Origin of the sequence: Antarctobacter sp. (genome assembly GCF_034670325.1) — a bacterium.
Lineage (GTDB): Bacteria > Pseudomonadota > Alphaproteobacteria > Rhodobacterales > Rhodobacteraceae > Antarctobacter.
Map to the genome: position 1 here is coordinate 374,398 of NZ_JAXMNR010000002.1, position 16,514 is coordinate 390,911.

At 62.8% G+C, this 16,514-nt stretch carries 16 protein-coding genes; 11 read left to right on the forward strand and 5 right to left on the reverse strand.

The annotated features are described in order from the left end of the window. Positions 1-28 precede the first annotated feature (28 nt). The 3 genes from gap (at position 29) to VOI21_RS06985 (ending at position 1,881) form a co-directional block, all read left to right on the forward strand. On the forward strand, positions 29-1,030 hold the full coding sequence (gene gap / locus VOI21_RS06975; RefSeq protein WP_323769066.1) for a type I glyceraldehyde-3-phosphate dehydrogenase: 1,002 nt from the start codon (positions 29-31) through the stop codon (positions 1,028-1,030). A gap of 200 nt (positions 1,031-1,230) precedes the next feature. Beyond that, positions 1,231-1,389: a hypothetical protein gene (locus VOI21_RS06980; RefSeq protein ID WP_323769067.1), complete on the forward strand. Its 159-nt coding sequence runs from the start codon at positions 1,231-1,233 to the stop codon at positions 1,387-1,389. Between the two features lie 129 nt (positions 1,390-1,518). Next, positions 1,519-1,881 (forward strand): hypothetical protein, encoded by a 363-nt coding sequence (locus VOI21_RS06985; protein ID WP_323769068.1) that lies wholly within the window; start codon positions 1,519-1,521, stop codon positions 1,879-1,881. Here the strand turns inward: VOI21_RS06985 and VOI21_RS06990 are convergent. The 4 genes from VOI21_RS06990 to VOI21_RS07005 all read right to left on the reverse strand — a co-directional run bounded on the left by VOI21_RS06990 (position 1,878) and on the right by VOI21_RS07005 (position 4,741). Continuing rightward, positions 1,878-2,681, reverse strand: a complete 804-nt coding sequence (locus VOI21_RS06990; RefSeq protein WP_323769069.1) for an alpha/beta hydrolase — start codon at positions 2,679-2,681, stop codon at positions 1,878-1,880. The two genes, VOI21_RS06985 and VOI21_RS06990, sit on opposite strands and share 4 nt — an antisense overlap. Further along, entirely contained in the window at positions 2,678-3,169 is a 492-nt protein-coding gene (coaD, locus tag VOI21_RS06995) for a pantetheine-phosphate adenylyltransferase (RefSeq protein ID WP_323769070.1), read from the reverse strand. The genes VOI21_RS06990 and coaD overlap by 4 nt, the downstream gene beginning before the upstream one ends. Before the next feature lie 89 nt (positions 3,170-3,258). Continuing rightward, positions 3,259-3,696, reverse strand: a complete 438-nt coding sequence (locus VOI21_RS07000; protein ID WP_323769071.1) for a CBS domain-containing protein — start codon at positions 3,694-3,696, stop codon at positions 3,259-3,261. A 130-nt stretch (positions 3,697-3,826) separates the two neighbouring features. Beyond that, positions 3,827-4,741, reverse strand: coding sequence for a LysR family transcriptional regulator (locus VOI21_RS07005; protein ID WP_323769072.1), 915 nt, complete (start codon positions 4,739-4,741; stop codon positions 3,827-3,829). A gap of 102 nt (positions 4,742-4,843) precedes the next feature. Here VOI21_RS07005 and VOI21_RS07010 point away from each other — a divergent pair, with 102 nt between their 5' ends. The 8 genes from VOI21_RS07010 (at position 4,844) to VOI21_RS07045 (ending at position 13,549) form a co-directional block, all read left to right on the forward strand. Then, a complete protein-coding gene (locus tag VOI21_RS07010; protein WP_323769073.1) occupies positions 4,844-6,343 on the forward strand; it encodes a CoA-acylating methylmalonate-semialdehyde dehydrogenase in 1,500 nt (499 codons plus the stop codon). A 306-nt stretch (positions 6,344-6,649) separates the two neighbouring features. Beyond that, the gene (locus tag VOI21_RS07015; protein ID WP_323769074.1) at positions 6,650-7,036 is read left to right on the forward strand and encodes a hypothetical protein; all 387 of its coding nucleotides are present in this window, start codon (positions 6,650-6,652) and stop codon (positions 7,034-7,036) included. A 75-nt stretch (positions 7,037-7,111) separates the two neighbouring features. Then, a complete protein-coding gene (locus VOI21_RS07020) occupies positions 7,112-8,239 on the forward strand; it encodes a carboxylate-amine ligase (RefSeq protein WP_323769075.1) in 1,128 nt (375 codons plus the stop codon). 117 nt (positions 8,240-8,356) lie between these two features. Next, the gene (locus tag VOI21_RS07025; protein ID WP_323769076.1) at positions 8,357-9,481 is read left to right on the forward strand and encodes a glycosyltransferase; all 1,125 of its coding nucleotides are present in this window, start codon (positions 8,357-8,359) and stop codon (positions 9,479-9,481) included. A gap of 154 nt (positions 9,482-9,635) precedes the next feature. Beyond that, positions 9,636-10,775 carry an acyl-CoA dehydrogenase family protein gene (locus VOI21_RS07030; protein ID WP_323769077.1) on the forward strand — a complete coding sequence of 380 codons (1,140 nt, stop codon included), beginning with the start codon at positions 9,636-9,638 and terminating at the stop codon, positions 10,773-10,775. A 116-nt stretch (positions 10,776-10,891) separates the two neighbouring features. Beyond that, complete coding sequence (gene mmsB / locus VOI21_RS07035; RefSeq protein ID WP_323769078.1) at positions 10,892-12,802, forward strand: 3-hydroxyisobutyrate dehydrogenase; 1,911 nt, start codon at positions 10,892-10,894, stop codon at positions 12,800-12,802. 92 nt (positions 12,803-12,894) lie between these two features. Continuing rightward, positions 12,895-13,257 (forward strand): excinuclease ABC subunit A, encoded by a 363-nt coding sequence (locus tag VOI21_RS07040; RefSeq protein ID WP_323769079.1) that lies wholly within the window; start codon positions 12,895-12,897, stop codon positions 13,255-13,257. An 85-nt stretch (positions 13,258-13,342) separates the two neighbouring features. After that, positions 13,343-13,549 (forward strand): DUF2892 domain-containing protein, encoded by a 207-nt coding sequence (locus VOI21_RS07045; RefSeq protein ID WP_323769080.1) that lies wholly within the window; start codon positions 13,343-13,345, stop codon positions 13,547-13,549. An 87-nt stretch (positions 13,550-13,636) separates the two neighbouring features. Here the strand turns inward: VOI21_RS07045 and uvrA are convergent, their stop codons facing one another. Next, the gene (gene uvrA / locus VOI21_RS07050) at positions 13,637-16,501 is read right to left on the reverse strand and encodes an excinuclease ABC subunit UvrA (RefSeq protein WP_323769081.1); all 2,865 of its coding nucleotides are present in this window, start codon (positions 16,499-16,501) and stop codon (positions 13,637-13,639) included. Between the last annotated feature and the right edge of the window lie 13 nt (positions 16,502-16,514).

A 16,514-nucleotide genomic window follows, 5' to 3' on the forward strand; every position in this document is an offset into this window, starting at 1 on the left:
GCCCCACGACACAAAAGGGACCCTCCCCATGACCGTCAAAGTCGCCATCAATGGCTTCGGCCGCATCGGACGCAATGTCCTGCGCGCCATCATCGAATCCGGCCGCACCGACATCGAGGTGATTGCCATCAACGATCTCGGCCCGGTCGAAACCAACGCGCATCTCCTGCAATACGACAGCGTGCATGGCCGGTTCCCGGTCGAGGTGACGCATGGCGACGACAGCATCGACGTGGGCCGGGGGCCGATCCGCGTAACCGCGATCCGCAATCCTGCCGACCTGCCGTGGTCGGACGTGGACGTGGTGCTGGAATGTACCGGCATCTTTACCTCCAAAGAAGCCTGTCAGGCGCATCTGGACAACGGCGCCAGCCGTGTTCTGATCTCTGCCCCCGGCAAGGATGCGGACAAGACCATCGTCTACGGTGTAAACGACAGTGTTCTGACGTCCGAGGATCTTATCGTCTCCAACGCCTCCTGCACCACCAACTGCCTCGCGCCGGTGGTCAAGGTGCTCAACGATGAGATCGGCATCGTCAAAGGGTTCATGACCACGATCCACAGCTATACCGGCGACCAGCCGACGCTGGACACCATGCACAAGGATCTGTATCGCGCCCGCGCTGCGGCCCTGTCGATGATCCCCACCTCTACTGGCGCGGCCAAGGCCGTGGGTCTGGTGCTGCCGGAACTCAATGGCAAGCTGGACGGCGTCGCGATCCGCGTGCCCACGCCGAACGTCTCGGTCGTTGACCTTACGTTCGAGGCCGCCCGCGACACATCGGTCGAAGAAATCAACGCCGTGATCCGCGCCGCCGCCGATGGCCCGCTCAAGGGCGTGCTGGGCTATACCGACAAAAAGCTGGTCTCCGTCGACTTCAACCATGACCCGCATTCGTCGATCTTTCACACCGATCAGACCAAGGTCATGGAGGGCACCATGTGCCGTATCCTGACCTGGTATGACAACGAATGGGGCTTTTCCAACCGCATGGGCGACACCGCCGTTGCCATGGGCAAACTCATCTGACACCGGTCCTTGGGGACTGGAAAAGGCCGCCTTCGGGCGGCCTTTTGCGTTGCTGGGAAACCAAAAGGTCAAAGAAACCATTAACTTTCCGCAAGGTAAGACCTGCAAAAAACGCAAGGCGACTATCCAGTTCTGTCAATTGTGCTGCGCTGCAGCATGACTATGTTGGCGTTAACAGAAACACGAACTGGAGCAGAAACATGACCCTCTTCACCGACATCCGCGACCGTATGAACAAGCACGCCCAATTCCGGGCCACCGTCCGCGAACTCGAATCGCTCGACTCCGCCGTGGCGCGCGACCTTGATATCGCCCCCTCGGAAATCCGTCGCATCGCGCATCAAGCCGTCTACGGCTAAGATCGCCGCGCTCCTTGCGACAAGGCGCCGTACCCGGAACACCGGGGCGGCGCCTCGGCTTTTCCGGCCTTGCCGGTCTGCCGCTGATTGGATACTGCACGCGGGACTATTGGCCAATATGAGCGTGTAATGCACCGTTATCTTTTGACTTTTCCTGCCCTTGTCCTTTTGTCTGGCTGCCTTTCGGCCCTCTATGGCGATGGTGAGCCTATCGGCTCTCAGAATGGCAAAACGCTGTATCAGACCCGCTGTACCGTCGACCTCAGCACTGCGGGCCAAAAGGGGCTGTTCGGCACCGGAACCGTTCCGGTCCACGGCACGTGCGATCTGGCCGCTGCGAACCGCTGCGGCGAAGGGGCCTATCAGATCATCAAGGCGGATCGGTCAAACCGCAGAATGATCAGCGAAACGATTCAGAACGGCCCCTACAGCACCCGCCGCACATTCCCCGCGCAAGACATCACGATGCAGTTCACCTGCACAGCAGGTTAATCCCGCGCCGCCTCGATAAACGTATCCAAAGGCTGCATGTAGTCGGGCCTCCCGAACAAATCGACGTGGCCCGCCCCCACCACAGTGACAAAATCCACCGTCTTCCCCGCCGCCTGCAACGCTTCGGCCAGTTTAAGACCCTGCGCATAGGGCACTAGATCGTCCCGATCCCCGTGCAGGATCAGCACCGGGGACCGCACCTGCGGCACGTCTTTCAGCGTTTGCCACTTTTGAACGCCCGGCAGATAGCAGGCGGGCACGCGTCCGGCGACGGTCATCAGGTCGCACATTTGCGCATACGGGGCCGCTAGGATCACGCCGTCCACCCGGTCAGAGTGCGCCGCCGCGTGCATCGCCAGCCCGGTGCCCAGTGAATACCCCTGAACAATCACCGGTCCGAAACTGTTCGGCAACAGATCCCCCAATCCGGCGATCACGCGGCGCGCGTCTGCCTTGAGACTGAACTCCGAACTTTGCCCCGGCAGGCCACCGCCGCCGCGATAGCCCATGGCAACCACGCTGCGCCCTTTTTCGGCATGGTGATCCAGCATCGCGGTGAAACCGCCCAACGCCCCCAGATTTCCCATGAAATAGACGATCACCGGGGCGTCCGCATCGCCATCAAAGACATAGACCGGCACATCGCCAACCGCACGCTGCGCATAGCGCGGGTTGTCAAAGCGGTCTTGCCCGAACGGATAGATATAGCGCGGGTGCAGCACCACCATCGCCGCCGCATACAGCGCATACGCCGCGAACCCCAACACCCCCACCAGCGCAAGGGCGCGGGCCGCCCTCACCGGAACTGGTCGTCCAGCGCCCTTTTCACGGCTGGGGTGACGAAACTGGACACATCCCCGTCCAGCCGGGCGATTTCCTTGACCAGCTTGGAGGCAATCGCCTGATGACGGGCATCTGCCATCAGAAACACGGTTTCGACGCTGTCATCCAGCACACGGTTCATGCCGACCATCTGGAATTCATATTCGAAATCCGCCACCGCGCGCAGGCCACGAATGATGATCTGGGCACCGACGTCATGGGCACATTTGATCAGCAGGTTCTCGAACGGATGGGCCACGATTTCCGTGCCTGTCTCTTCGGACAACTCCCGGCATTCCGCCTCGATCATCGCCACGCGCTCTTCCAGCGAGAAAAGTGGCCCCTTGTCCCGGTTGATGGCCACGCCGATCACCAGTCGGTCCACCAGCGACGCACCGCGCCGGATGATATCAATATGCCCCAGTGTAATCGGGTCGAAGGTTCCCGGGTAGAGACCGACGCGCATTGCAGCTTCCCTTCTGGTTTTCCCAATCGCACGCAACAATATTGCGTCACGGATTGCAACCATGATCCGCCGCGTCGCGGCAATTCATCTTACCAGGGGTTGGAAATCATGTCCTCAAGAGCGTCCTTTTCCGCTGAAAGCTCTGTCAGTCGCGCCTTGACCACGTCGCCAAGCGTGACCAGACCGACCATCTTGCCGTCTTCGACCACCGGCATGTGGCGGAACCGGCCATCTGTCATCTTGGCAAGGATCACGTCGGCGGAATCCTCGCGGGCGCAGGTAAAGGGATCGGCGGTCATATAGGTGTCGACCGTCGCGTCCAGACAGGTCGCCCCCTTGGACGCCAGCTCCCGCACGATATCGCGTTCCGACAGGATCCCCATGGCGGTTTCGCCATCCTCGGACACAACCACCGTCCCGATGCGTTTCTCGGACAGGATTTTCGCGGCCTCCGAGACCTTGGTTTTCGGCGAGACGGTATAAACCCCGTCGGTGCCCTTGCTCTTAAGGATCTGGTGTACCTGCATCGCGTGACCTCCCTGTAACATGGCCGTGACAGCAGCGTGGCTTGGCGGGATACAACCTGTCAAGTGGTTGAAAGTCTTAAGCCCCCCTCAACCTGCGCCGACAGGCCGCTCTTGCCTGATCCGGGGGCGGTCAGACTGTCGCGTCGCCTTGCCCTGCCAGCGTCTCCAACCGGGTCAATTCCTCGCGCATTCCCGCCACCAGCGCCTCGGCAAACCGGGTCTGGCGTTCCAGACGCCGGTCATCGGCGTGGCGCACAAGATAAAAACTGCGGGTGAGTGAGATCTCATCGCGCAGCACAAACTGCAGGCCCGGCGCTGTTGGCATGGCAAAGTCATGCACAATCCCCAGCCCCGCCCCCAGCCGCAACCAGTGGAACTGTACCGCCACCGAACTGGACGCCAACGGCACCCGCTCCAGCCCCAGATCACTCAGGTAATCCAGTTCCTTGTCGAAAATCATGTCCGGGATATAGCCGATGACGCGATGCCCCTTCAGGTCTTCGGGGGACGTCACAGGGGCGTTTTGTGCAAGGTATTCGTCACTTGCGGCAAGATGCAGCCGATAATCAGTCACTTTCTGCACGACCAGCCGCCCACCGGACGGCGGTGAGACCGAAATCGCCATATCCGCCTCCCGCCGGCTCAGGTTGACCACCCGCGGTTGCGCCAGAATCTGCACGTCCAGATCGGGGTTGCGGTCGACGATGCGGGCGCAGACTTGCGGCAGCAGGAAATTCGCACAGCCATCCGGCGCGCCGATGCGGAACTGCCCCGACAGTCCCTCGGCCCGGCCCACCAGCGCCTCAGACGCCTGACTGGTCGCCTGTTCTGCCTCTTCGGCAAAGCGCACGAGACGGGAGCCCGCCTCTGTCAGCGCATACCCCTGCGGAGATTTGGCAAACAGCGGCGCGCCCAAGCTTTCCTCCAGCCGCGCAACCCTTCGACCCACCGTGGCCGCGTCCATCCGCAGCCGCCGACCCGCCGCCGACAGGCTTTCGTCCCGCGCAACGGCAAGGAAAATTCGCAGGTCGTCCCAGTTGTCCAAGGTGTACCCTTTGCAAAAACGCAAAATACCTTTGCCGCATTCTGCCTGTTCACAGCATTTTTGCAAGAGTAGGATCGCCAGCAAGAAAAGCAGGAGGATTCCATGACCGAACTCACAAACTGGATCAACGGCCAGCACGTCAAAAGCGGCTCGGGCCGTTTTTCGGACGTCTTCAACCCCGCCACTGGCGAAGTGCAGGCCAAGACGCCGCTGTCGTCCGTTGAGGAACTCAACGACGCCGTGGCCAAGGCCGCCGAGGCGCAGGTCGCATGGGGGGCCACCAACCCGCAGCGCCGCGCCCGCGTGATGATGAAGTTCGGCGCCCTGATCAATGAGCACATGGACGAACTGGCCGAACTGGTCAGCCGCGAGCACGGCAAGACCCTGCCCGACGCCAAGGGCGACGTGCAGCGTGGCCTTGAGGTGGTCGAGGTCTGCATGGGCGCGCCCAGCATGCTGAAAGGCGAGTACACCGACAACGGCGGTCCCGGCATCGACCTGTATTCCATGCGTCAGCCGCTGGGTGTCGTTGCGGGCATCACGCCCTTCAACTTCCCCGCCATGATCCCGCTGTGGAAGATGGCCCCGGCGCTGGCCTCGGGCAACGCCATGATCCTCAAACCGTCCGAGCGTGTGCCCTCGACCGCGCTCCGCCTTGCGGAACTGCTGCAAGAGGCCGGTCTGCCCGACGGCGTTCTGCAGGTCGTCAACGGTGACAAGGCCGTCGTCGATGCGATCCTCGACAACGAGGACGTCGCCGCCGTGGGCTTTGTCGGCTCGACCCCGATTGCGCAGTACATCTATGGCCGTGCCGCCAGCAACGGCAAGCGCGCCCAGTGCTTTGGCGGTGCCAAGAACCACATGATCATCATGCCCGACGCCGATCTGGACAAGGCCGCCGACGCGCTGGTCGGGGCCGGTTACGGGGCCGCTGGCGAACGCTGCATGGCGATCTCTGTCGCTGTTCCGGTGGGCAAGGAAACCGCCGACGGTCTGATCGAGCGCCTGATCCCGCGCGTCGAAAAGCTCAAGGTCGGCCCCTATACCTCGGGCGCGGACGTGGACTACGGCCCGGTCATCACCGCCGCCGCCAAGTCGCGCATCGATGGTCTGGTCGACAGCGGCGTGAACCAAGGGGCCAATCTGGTCATCGACGGGCGCGGCTTTGAACTGCAAGGCTACGAGAACGGCTTTTTCTGTGGCCCCTCGCTGTTCGACAACGTCACCCCGGACATGGACATCTACAAGGAAGAGATCTTTGGCCCGGTGCTGACGCAGGTCCGCGCCGACACCTATGAGGACGCGCTGAACCTTGTGATCGACAACCCCTATGGCAACGGCACCGCGATCTACACCGCCGATGGCGACACCGCGCGCGACTTTGCCCACCGGGTCAATGTCGGCATGGTCGGCATCAACTTCCCGATCCCGGTTCCGCTCAGCTACCACACCTTCGGCGGCTGGAAGAAATCGGCCTTTGGCGATCTCAACCAGTACGGCCCCGACGCCTTCCGTTTTTACACCAAGACCAAGACCGTCACGGCGCGCTGGTTCTCGGGTATCAAGGACGGTGGCGAGTTCAACTTCAAGGCGATGGACTGATCCTGATCTTCGGGGGCGCCGGTATCCGGCGCCCCCCTCTCGACATGCGTCTTTCAGACCAAAACCGTGCTTTTGCCATGGACCCGGCAGACGAAACGGGGCAAATTCGGTGTGATCGTCGGAGACGCCGTGCAGGTGCGCCCCGACCCAGCGACAGACGCACCGCGGCTTTGTCCGTTTTCAGGGAACGACCGACCCACTGCCGCCACACGGTCCACGCCGGTCGGTCACGGGATACAGGCTCATTAATCCACCATGCCGGTAAGAGTCTCCGTTCACCCGGATCGAAAGCTCGCATTATTCCGCATGTCCGGCATCATTGACGTGCCGGATGCAATCGCGGCGTTTCGCGAATATGTCGGCCATCCGCATTTTGACCCGGCATTCGTGATGCTTACCGACACTTGCCAAGTCAGCGATGTGGACGCGCGTTTCCGAGCCATCGTCGGCGGCGTTCATCGCTCGTTGACCCTCATCCGCCATTTCCGCCAAGAGGCCCGCAGCGTCATCTACGCCCCTCAGGACGTGGCCTTCGGGATGGCGCGGGTCCTGCAACAGGTGGTTGAACCGCTCTCGCACCTCCGGTTCGAGATTTTGCGCGACGAGGCCGAGGCTCTGTCGAGTGCGCGACAGTCAGAACGCAGCTTTGACGCGCTGCACACGGCGCTCGCACACGCGCCTCAGACCGGTTAGCCGCACCGACGGGCGGATTGCCGCCTTCCCTTTCGGCAAAGCCTCTGCTTTTCTTGGCCAAAAGCGGGGGACACCATGGCCGAACCACCCTTCAGCATCGGCATCGAAGAAGAATACCTGCTGGTTGACCGCGACACCTGCGCGCTGGTCGAAGCGCCAGAGGGCCTGATGGAGGCCTGCGCCGCGGAACTCGAAGGCCAGTTCAGTCCCGAATTCCTGCAATGTCAGGTCGAGATCGGCACCCGGCCCTGCGCCGGCGTGGCCGAGGCGCGCGACGACCTGCGCCGCCTGCGCGGGGCCGTGTCGCGCCATGCGGCGGAACGCGGGCTGTCGCCCATTGCCGCCTCCTGCCATCCGCTTGCGGATTGGAAGAACCAGCACCACACCGACAAGCAACGCTATAACCAGCTCAGCCGCGATCTGGGCGGTGTGGTGCGCCGCCTGCTGATCTGCGGGATGCACGTCCATGTCGGGCTGGAGGATGACCCGCTGCGCGCCGACCTTTTGGCGCAGGCCAGCTATTTCCTGCCGCACCTGCTGGCGCTGTCGACCTCCTCGCCGTTCTGGCAGGGACGCGACACCGGGCTGGCCAGCTATCGCATCTCGGTCTTTGACAACCTGCCCCGCACCGGCCTGCCACCGCAGTTCGACAGTTGGCAGGACTTTGAACGCTCCACCCAGATCCTTGTCGACACCGGCGCGATCGAGGACACCACCCGCATCTGGTGGGACCTGCGCCCATCGGCCCGCTATCCGACGCTGGAGGCGCGGATCATGGACGTGCAGCCGCGGCTGGAACACGCGCTGACGCTGGCCGCCCTGATCCAGTGCCTGATGCGGATGCTCTGGCGTCTGCGCGTCCGCAACCAACGCTGGCGGCTGTATGACCGGTTCCTGATCGGCGAAAACCGCTGGCGCGCGCAACGTTACGGCGTCAGCGAGGGGCTGATTGACTTCGGCGCAGCACAAGTCGTGCCCTTTGACCAACTGGCCGAAGACCTGATGGACCTCATCGAAGAAGACGCCGTGGCGCTGAAATGCCTGACAGAGGTCGCCCGCGTGCGCGAGATTGTCGAAAATGGCACCTCTGCCGACCGCCAGCGCGCGGTGTGCGCCGAAGCAAAGGAAGCGGGCCAAGATCACGAGGGCCAGATGCGCGCAATCGTCCATCACCTGATTGACGAATATCACGCCGATCTATGATCCGTTGGTCGGATTCAGTGCACGCAAAGCGCGATCTATCGCCGGTCGCCGCGTTTCCCTTGGCAGCGCCAACGCCCCGCGTTACGACCGCCGGGACCACCCCGGAGAGCCGACACCATGAAAACCGCCATCGCCACCTCCGACTATTTCGTGATGGGTGAGACTTTTATAAATCGTCACATTCAACACCTGTTTGGCGGCGACACCTGCGTCGTCTGCGGCCGCTTCAACGGTAAGGACCCCTTTGGCAAACCGCTTTTCACCCGCCGCGCACCGCTTAGCCCGATGGACAAGCTCCGCGCGCCCTTTGCCGCCGCCATCGGCGCGGCCCGCCACGGCACCTCTCGCCTGCCCTTTGGCGACAACCAACACCAACTGGCGCTTTTCCTGCGCGAACAGGGTGTGCAGGTCATCCTCGCGGAATTTGGCACTCAGGCGCTGGTTCTGGCGAAGCTGGGCAATGACATGGGTATCCCGGTCTTTACCTATTGGCGCGGCACCGATGCCTCTGCCGCGCTAGGCTCGAAACAGCGGATTCGCTCGTACCGCCTGATGATGCCGCGCCTTGCCGGCATGTTTTCGGTCAGTCAGTTTCTGCTCGACAACCTTGGCCGCCACGGCATCCGTCACCCAAATGCGCATGTCGTCCCCTCTGGCGTCGATATCCGCCGCTTCACCCCCGGCGAAAAGCGCCCCGGCAGCTTCCTTGCCGTCGGCCGCATGGTGGAAAAGAAGGCCCCGCACATCACACTGCGCGCCTTTGCCAAAGCCGCCAAGGGCCGCGACGCGCATCTGACCTTTATCGGCGATGGCCCCCTGCTGGACGACTGCCGCGCGCTGGCCGCCACCTTGGGCGTGGCCGATCAGGTCACCTTCACCGGCGCCCTGCCCCACGATCAGGTCCGCGACCACCTGCGGACGACAGAGGTCTTCTTGCAGCATTCGGTGACCGCCAAGAACGGCAACACAGAGGGCCTGCCCACCGCCATCCAAGAGGCGCTGGCCTGCGGCTGCATCACCCTCTCGACCCACCACGCCGGCATCCCCGAGGCGGTCGAGGACGGCGTCAACGGGCTGCTGGTGCAGGAATGGGACGAAGACGGCTTTGCCGCGCGCATCGCCCGGATTCTCGACACGCCCGACCGCAGCGCCATGGCGCGCGCCGCCCGCGCCACCGCCGAGGCAAAGTTCGACAATGACATCGGCCTCGCCCGGGTCGAGGACATCATCCGCCAGACCTGAGCCAACACCTGAGTTACCGCAAACATTCAGACCAATACGCCCCGTTCGCTTTGCAGAATTGCAAAGCAGACATGCATCCGCCCCTGTTGCAATACACGCGCCTTCGCGCGACAATCTGAACAAGTGTTCATTTCAGCCGAGGGAGGAGGCCGCGATGGATTTTGCGCTTTCAGAGGAACAGACAGCCATCTTCGACATGGCCCATGCCTTCGGGCAAGAGCGCATCGCGCCCTTCGCCCGCGAGTGGGAGGCCGCAGGCACCATCCCCAAGGATCTTTGGCCAGAGATCGCGCAGCTTGGCTTTGGCGGGCTCTACGTCTCAGAGGAAAGCGGCGGCTCCGGCCTGTCGCGCCTGGACGCCGCGCTGGTGTTCGAGGCGCTCAGCATGGCCTGCCCCTCGGTCGCGGCCTTCCTGTCGATCCACAATATGTGCGCGCGTATGATCGACAGTTTCGCCAGTGACGATTTCAAGGCACGCGTCCTGCCCAGTGTCCTGACGATGGAAACGGTGCTCAGCTACTGCCTGACCGAACCCGGCAGCGGCTCTGACGCCGCCGCCCTGCGCACCCGCGCCACCCGCACCAATGAGGGTTACACCCTCTCCGGCACCAAGGCGTTCATTTCCGGCGGCGGCTATTCGGACGCCTATGTCGTCATGTGCCGCACGGGTGAGGACGGCCCCAAAGGCATCTCCACCTTCTATGTCGAGGACGGCGCACAGGGTCTCAGCTTTGGCGCGCTGGAACAAAAGATGGGCTGGAAATCCTCGCCCACCGCCCAAGTCCAGTTCGACGATTGCCCGGTTCCGGCAGAGAACATCATCGGCGAAGAGGGCCGCGGCTTTTCCTATGCCATGGCGGGCCTCGACGGCGGCCGCCTCAACATCTCGGCCAGCGCGCTGGGGGCCGCCCAGAACGCGCTCGACCTGACGTTGCAGTACATGTCCGAACGCAAGGCGTTCGGCAAAACCATCGACCAGTTTCAGGCGCTGCAATTCCGCCTTGCGGAGTATGAGACCAAACTCCAGGCCTCGCGCACCTTCCTGCGCCAAGCCGCGTGGAAGCTGGATACCGGCGCGCCCGACGCCACCAAGTTCTGCGCCATGGCCAAGCTCATGGTCACCGACAATGCCTTCGACGTGGCCAACGGCTGTTTGCAGATGTTTGGCGGCTATGGCTACCTTGCAGACTACGGCGTCGAAAAGATCGTCCGCGACCTGCGCGTGCACCAGATCCTCGAAGGCACCAATGAGATCATGCGCCTGATCATCTCACGCCAGATGCTGGCAAGCTGACCTCGCAACGCGCCGCGCCCCCGGTTTCTTCTGTCCTAAAATATCCTCGGGGGTGAATGGACCAAAGGTCCAGAGGGGGCAGACAGCCCCCTTGCAACGTCAAGACAGGCCACACCATGTCCAATATCCATATCCGCACCGAAGGCCGCGCTGGCCGTATCACCCTGACCCGCCCCAAGGCGCTCAACGCGCTCACCTGGGATATGTGCCTGGCGGCGGAAAAGGCACTGGACGCATGGGCCAAAGATGACGCCATCGCGCTGGTGATCCTTGACGCCGACGGCGATCGCGCCTTCTGCGCAGGTGGCGACATCGCCGAGATGTACCGCACCGGCACGGCGGGCGACCTCGACTATGGCCGCCGCTTTTGGCGCGACGAATACCGCATGAATGCCAAGCTGGCCGAGTATCCCAAACCCATCGTCAGCTTCCTGCACGGCTTTGTCATGGGCGGCGGCGTCGGCCTTGGCGGGCATTGCTCGCACCGGATCGTCTGCGAAAACACCCAGATCTCCATGCCAGAGGTCGGCATCGGCTTTGTGCCCGACGTGGGCGGCACCTATGTGCTGGCCCGCGCGCCGGGGCGCTTGGGCGAATACCTCGGGATCACCGCCGCGCGCATGGGACCGGGCGACGCGATCCACGCAGGCTTTGCCGACCGCTATCACCCTGCCGAAGACTGGCCCGCGTTGAAACAGGCGCTGATCGACACCGGCGACATCACCGCACTGGGCGACGCGCCCACGCCCCCCGACAGCCAGCTGGCGGCGCAACAGGCCGAGATCGACGCCCTCTTCGGCGGTGAGGCGCTGCGCGACGTTCTCAACACCCTGCGCAACAGCGACAGCGAGATCGCGCAAAAGGCGCTCAAATCCATCTCCCGCAACGCGCCGCTGTCGATGGCCGTCACGCTGGAGATGATTCACCGCCTGCGCACCCCCTCGCTCACCATCCGCAAGGCGCTGGAACTGGAATACCGCGTCAGCCACCGGATCATGGAACAGGGGGACTTCCTCGAAGGCATTCGCGCGGCCATTATCGACAAGGACAAATCGCCCAAATGGCGTCACGCGCTGGACAGCGTTCCGCTGATCGACGTTTCGAAAATGCTGATGCCGCTGGGCAAGGACAGCCTCGATTTCAAGGAGAGCACGATGCAGATCGGTTTTATCGGACTGGGCAACATGGGTGCCCCCATGGCCGCCAACCTCGCCAAGGCGGGTCACACCGTCAAAGGCTTTGACGTGGCCGGCACACAGGCAGAGGGCGTGACACAGGTCGGCACCGCCGCAGAGGCCGCGCAAGGGTCCGAGATCGTCATCACCATGCTGCCCAACGGCGAGATCCTCCAGAAAGTCGCGGCAGAGATCCTGCCGGTCATGGATAAGGGCGCGATCCATCTGGACTGCTCGACCGTCGACGTGGCCTCGGCCCGCGTTGTGGCCGAAGAGGCCGCCGCCAAGGGCGTCGAGGCGCTGGATGCGCCGGTCTCCGGCGGCGTCGGCGGCGCATCGGGCGGCACGCTGACCTTTATGGTGGGCGGCACCGACGCAGCCTTTGCCCGCGCCCTGCCCCTGTTCGAGATCATGGGACAAAAGGCCGTGCACTGCGGTGCCTCGGGCAACGGTCAGGCTGCCAAGATCTGCAACAACATGATTCTCGGCGTGACCATGATCGCCACCTGCGAGGCCTTTGCCCTCGCCGACAAGTTGGGCCTCTCGCGCGAGGCCATGTTCGACGTGGTCTCCACCTCTTCGGGCTATAGCTGGTCGATGAACGCCTATTGCCCCGCGCCGGGCGTTGGCCCCAAAAGCCCCGCCGACAACGATTATCAGCCCGGTTTCGCCGCCGATCTGATGCTCAAGGACCTGCGCCTGAGCCAACAGGCCGCAAGTGACGCCGACGCCGACACGCCATTGGGTCAGGCGGCAATGGACCTCTACCGACGCTTCGTCGAGGAAGAAGACGGCAAGGGCCGCGACTTTTCGGCCATGCTGCCCCGGTTCGAAAAACGCGGACGCGGCTGACGGCGGAGTCCCGCCGGCTCCACAGCCCACTTGCGACGGATCTCTGGTCTGGTGCGTTCTATCTGGAACCGCACTCAAACCGGAGATCCGACATGACCCGTCCGCCCCTCTATACCCTGATGGCCGCCGCTCTGCTGTCAACCACCATGGCCGCGCCCGCCCTTGCCGACACCTGCCCGCCGGGCCTTGCGAAAAAGGCAGTGCCCTGCGTGCCGCCGGGTCAGGCCAAGAAGCACACCAACCATGACCGCAAACAGCAGACCCGCGACCACGCGGTCATTTACACCCGTGGCGACCGCATCGACGACAGTCACGCACGCCTGACGGACCCCACCCGCTACGGCCTGAACCCGGACCGCTCTTATGTGGTTGTCGAAAATCAGGTCTACCGGATCGACCCGGACACCCGCGCCGTCCTGAACATCATCGGCGCGTTGTCACAACTCAGCCGCTGACCCGGTCCGGTTGATCCAGATCATATGCAAGGACCCTTATGCGAGGTAAAGCCTCATTCAGGATCAACCTTTTCCGGGGGTAAAAATGCTTGCTAAAAATGTCGGCCAAACTGACCGCCTCATCCGTGCCATCGTCGGCATCGTCGCGATCATCGCCTATTTCGTGGTGTCGGGCGGATGGTCGTGGCTCTTGCTGGTGGTGGGCATCGTGATGCTTGGCACAGCGGCCATGGGCACCTGCCCGCCCTATAGCCTGTTGGGCATCAACACCTGCAAGATCAAAAAGACCTGACTATTGTTCTGGCGAGGCTCCACCAAGAGCCTCGCCATGACGCCACCAACCGGGCGTCCTTTTCGCGCATCTGGACAGACCCCGCCCTTACTCCGCCGCCACCTTGCGCGGCTGCAACATCGGCTTGAGATACCGCCCGGTGTGCGAGCGCTCTTCCTCGGCCACCTGTTCCGGCGTGCCCACGGCGACAATCTCACCCCCGCCATCGCCGCCTTCGGGGCCGATGTCGATGACCCAATCTGCGGTCTTCACCACGTCCAGATTGTGCTCGATCACCACAACCGTGTTTCCGCCGTCCACCAGTTCATGCAACACTTCCAACAGCTTGCGCACGTCTTCAAAGTGCAGGCCAGTGGTCGGCTCATCCAGAATGTACAGCGTGCGGCCGGTGGACCGTTTCGCCAGTTCCTTGGACAGTTTGACCCGCTGCGCCTCACCGCCCGACAGGGTGGTCGCCTGTTGACCGACCTTGATATAGCCAAGCCCGACGCGGGCCAGCGCATCCATCTTGTCCCGGATCGACGGCACCGCCTTGAAAAACTCCTGCGCGTCTTCAACCGTCATATCAAGAACGTCGGCTATGCTCTTGCCTTTGAAACGAATTTCCAATGTCTCACGGTTGTAGCGCGCGCCTTTGCAGGTCTCACAGGTGACGTAGACATCCGGTAGAAAGTGCATCTCGATCTTAATGACACCATCGCCCTGACAGGCCTCACAGCGCCCCCCCTTGACGTTGAACGAAAACCGCCCCGGCTTGTACCCGCGCGCCTTGGCCTCTGGCAGGCCGGCAAACCAGTCGCGGATCGGGGTGAAGGCCCCGGTGTAAGTCGCTGGATTCGAACGCGGAGTCCGCCCGATAGGCCGCTGGTCGATGTCGATAACCTTGTCCAGATGCTCCAGCCCCTTGATCGTTTCGCAGGGCGCGGGCGTCTGGCGGGCGCCGTTCAGCGCCATGCTGGCGGTCTTGAACAGGGTCTCAATCGTCAGCGTCGACTTGCCGCCGCCGGACACGCCGGTCACGCAGACAAACTTGCCCAGCGGGAACTCGGCCGTCACCTCCTTGAGGTTGTTGCCCGTGGCCTTCACCACCTTGATTTTCTTGCGGTTTCCCTTGCGCCGCTCAGACGGCACTGCAATTTCACGCGCGCCCGACAGATACTGCCCGGTCAGGCTGGCCGGGTCGTTCTGGATCTCTTCGGGCGTGCCTTTGGCCACCACCCGACCACCATGCACCCCGGCACCCGGGCCGATATCAAACACGTAGTCCGCCTCGCGGATCGCCTCTTCGTCGTGTTCGACCACAATCACCGTATTGCCCTGATCACGCAGGTTCTTGAGCGTCTCCAGCAACCGCGAGTTGTCCCGCTGGTGCAAACCAATTGACGGCTCGTCCAGCACATAGAGCACCCCGGTCAGGCCCGAGCCGATCTGCGAAGCCAGCCGGATACGCTGACTCTCACCGCCGGAAAGCGTTCCAGAAGAACGGCTTAGCGTCAGGTATTCAAGTCCGACATTGTTCAGGAAGCCCAGCCGTTCACGAATTTCCTTGAGGATGGCACGGGCAATCTCGTTCTTTTGCTTGGTCAGGTTGGCGGGCACGGTCTCACACCAGTCGAACGCCTGTTTGATCGACATCTCGACCACTTGCCCGACATGTTGCTGGGCGATCTTGACCGCCAGCGCCTCTTCCCGCAGCCGGTAGCCGCCGCAGGTGCCGCAGGGCCGGTTGTTCTGATAGCGCTCAAACTCTTCGCGGATCCAGTTGCTGTCGGTCTCGCGATAGCGGCGCTCCATATTGGGGATCACCCCCTCAAACACGCGGCTGACCTGATAGATGCGCCCGCCCTCGTCATAGCGGAACGGGATTTCCTCCTCGCCAGAGCCATACAGGAACACCTGCTGCACATGGGCGGGCAGATCTTTCCAGCGGGCCTTCTTGTCGAACTCATAGTGTTTGGCGATGGCCTCGATGGTCTGCAAAAAATACGGCGACTTGCCCTTGCGCCACGGCGCCAGCGCGCCATCGCTGATCTTTAGCGTCTGGTCCGGCACCACAAGGCGTTCATCAAAGAACAGCTCTTTGCCCAGACCGTCACAGACCGGGCAGGCCCCAAAGGGGGCGTTGAATGAAAACAGCCGCGGTTCAATCTCCGGGATGGTGAAGCCGCTGACCGGACAAGAGAAATTCTCGGAAAAGGTGATCCGCTCCGGCTCGCCCTCATCCTCGCGCGGCGCGGTTTCCAGCACAGCGATGCCGTCGGCCAGATCCAATGCGGTGCGAAACGAATCCGCCAGCCGTGTTTCCATACCCTCGCGCACCACGATCCGGTCGACGACCACGTCGATGTCATGGCGATATTTCTTGTCCAGCGTCGGCGGATCGTCGAGTTCGTGGAATTCTCCGTTCACCTTGACCCGCTGAAAGCCCTGCTTGCGCAGTTCAAGGAATTCCTTGCGGTATTCGCCTTTGCGGTCGCGCACGATGGGGGCCAGCAGATAACCGCGAGTGCCCTCCTCCATGGTCATGACCCGGTCGACCATGTCCTGCACCTGCTGCGCCTCGATCGGCAAGCCGGTGGCGGGGCTGTAGGGCGTCCCGACCCGCGCAAACAGCAGGCGCATGTAGTCATAGATTTCTGTCACCGTGCCAACGGTCGAACGGGGGTTCTTGGACGTCGTTTTCTGCTCGATGGAAATGGCGGGGGACAGGCCGCTGATATGGTCCACATCCGGCTTTTCCATCATGTCGAGGAACTGCCGCGCATAGGCGCTCAGCGACTCGACATAGCGGCGCTGGCCCTCGGCGTAGATCGTGTCGAACGCTAACGAGGACTTGCCCGACCCCGAAAGCCCGGTGATCACAACCAGTTCGTCGCGCGGAATATCCACGTCGATGGATTTGAGGTTATGTTCGCGCGCGCCGCGCACCTCGATCTGCTTGAGTTCCGGCATCTCTGACCCCCGG

Excerpts from the sequence above, each read along its gene's own strand:
- VOI21_RS07040 (WP_323769079.1), top strand. The coding sequence starts at position 12,895 with ATGACCCGTCCGCCCCTCTATACCCTGATGGCCGCCGCTCTGCTGTCA.
- VOI21_RS07030 (WP_323769077.1), top strand. The coding sequence starts at position 9,636 with ATGGATTTTGCGCTTTCAGAGGAACAGACAGCCATCTTCGACATGGCC.
- VOI21_RS07045 (WP_323769080.1), top strand. The coding sequence starts at position 13,343 with ATGCTTGCTAAAAATGTCGGCCAAACTGACCGCCTCATCCGTGCCATC.
- VOI21_RS06985 (WP_323769068.1), top strand. The coding sequence starts at position 1,519 with ATGCACCGTTATCTTTTGACTTTTCCTGCCCTTGTCCTTTTGTCTGGC.
- VOI21_RS07025 (WP_323769076.1), top strand. The coding sequence starts at position 8,357 with ATGAAAACCGCCATCGCCACCTCCGACTATTTCGTGATGGGTGAGACT.
- VOI21_RS06980 (WP_323769067.1), top strand. The coding sequence starts at position 1,231 with ATGACCCTCTTCACCGACATCCGCGACCGTATGAACAAGCACGCCCAA.
- VOI21_RS07015 (WP_323769074.1), top strand. The coding sequence starts at position 6,650 with ATGTCCGGCATCATTGACGTGCCGGATGCAATCGCGGCGTTTCGCGAA.
- mmsB (WP_323769078.1), top strand. The coding sequence starts at position 10,892 with ATGTCCAATATCCATATCCGCACCGAAGGCCGCGCTGGCCGTATCACC.
- uvrA (WP_323769081.1), bottom strand. The coding sequence starts at position 16,501 with ATGCCGGAACTCAAGCAGATCGAGGTGCGCGGCGCGCGCGAACATAAC.
- VOI21_RS07010 (WP_323769073.1), top strand. The coding sequence starts at position 4,844 with ATGACCGAACTCACAAACTGGATCAACGGCCAGCACGTCAAAAGCGGC.
- gap (WP_323769066.1), top strand. The coding sequence starts at position 29 with ATGACCGTCAAAGTCGCCATCAATGGCTTCGGCCGCATCGGACGCAAT.
- VOI21_RS07000 (WP_323769071.1), bottom strand. The coding sequence starts at position 3,696 with ATGCAGGTACACCAGATCCTTAAGAGCAAGGGCACCGACGGGGTTTAT.
- coaD (WP_323769070.1), bottom strand. The coding sequence starts at position 3,169 with ATGCGCGTCGGTCTCTACCCGGGAACCTTCGACCCGATTACACTGGGG.
- VOI21_RS07020 (WP_323769075.1), top strand. The coding sequence starts at position 7,112 with ATGGCCGAACCACCCTTCAGCATCGGCATCGAAGAAGAATACCTGCTG.